General features: G+C 72.0%; 1 protein-coding gene. It reads right to left on the bottom strand.

The features are described 5' to 3' along the window. The gene (locus FLL47_RS42550; RefSeq protein ID WP_144128379.1) at nucleotides 1-1,284 is read right to left on the bottom strand and encodes a nucleotide sugar dehydrogenase; all 1,284 of its coding nucleotides are present in this window, start codon (nucleotides 1,282-1,284) and stop codon (nucleotides 1-3) included.

The following is a 1,284-nucleotide window of genomic DNA, read 5'->3' as shown; positions in this document are numbered from 1 at the left end:
TCAGCCGCCGATGACGATGCGGTCGGTGTCGGCCCAGCGGGCCGGGTCGGTGACGCGGCGGCCGTCGACGAGGACCCGGACGCCGGGCAGCTCGGCCGGGCCGAGGTTGCGGTACTCGGCGTGGTCGGCCTGGATGATCGCGGCGGTGACGGCCTCGCCCTGGTGCGGCGGCAGGCCGTGCGCGGCCAGTTCCTCGCTGGTGTACATCGGGTCGCTGACGAACGCGTTGGCGCCGCGGGCGCGCAGCGCCTCGACGGCCGGGAAGACGCCGGAGAACGCGGTCTCCTTGACCCCGCCGCGGTAGGACGCGCCGAGCACGAGCACGTTCGCGCCGGTCAGGTCGCCGTAGGCGTCGGCGAGCAGCTGTACGGCGTATTCGGGCATCGCGGCGTTGGCTTCGCGGGCGGCGCGTACGACGGTGGCGGCCGGGTCGTTCCACAGGTACATCCGGGGGTAGATCGGGATGCAGTGGCCGCCGACGGCGATGCCGGGGGAGTGGATGTGGCTGTAGGGCTGGGTGTTGCAGGCCTCGATGACCTTGGTGACGTCGACGCCGACGGTGTCGGCGAAGCGGGCGAACTGGTTGGCCAGGCCGATGTTGACGTCGCGGTACGTGGTCTCGGCGAGTTTGGCCAGCTCGGAGGCTTCGGCCGAGCCCAGGTCCCAGACGCCGTTGGGCTTGTCGAGGTCGGGGCGGTCGTCGAAGTCGAGCACGGCCTCGTAGAAGCGCACGCCGTGCGCGGCCGACGCCTCGTCGACGCCGCCGACGAGCTTGGGGTAGCGGCGCAGGTCGGCGAAGACACGGCCGGTCAGGACCCGCTCGGGGCTGAAGACCAGGGAGAAGTCACGTCCGGGGGTCAGGCCGGAGCCTTCGGTGAGCATCGGGGCCCAGCGGTTGCGGGTGGTGCCGACCGGCAGCGTGGTCTCGTAGCTGACCAGGGTGCCGGGGCGCAGTCCGGCGGCGATGGCCCGGGTGGCGCTGTCCATCCAGCCGAAGTCCGGCACGCCGTCGGCGTCGACGAACAGGGGCACGACCACGACGACGGCGTCGGACTCGGCGACCGCGGCGGTGGTGTCGGTGGTCGCCGACAGCAGCCCGGCCGCGACGGCCTCCTTCAGCTTGACGTCGAGATCGGTCTCGCCGGGGAAGGGCACCGCGCCGTCGTTGACCAGGCTGACGACCCGCTCGGAGACGTCGGCGCCGATGACCTCATGGCCCTTGGCGGCGAACTGCACCGCGAGCGGGAGGCCGATCTTTCCCAGGGCAACCACACAGATCTTCAT

The sequence above is a fragment of the Catellatospora sichuanensis genome (assembly GCF_007483665.1).
Taxonomy (GTDB): domain Bacteria; phylum Actinomycetota; class Actinomycetes; order Mycobacteriales; family Micromonosporaceae; genus Catellatospora; species Catellatospora sichuanensis.
This window is presented reverse-complemented; position numbering and strand designations above follow the sequence as displayed.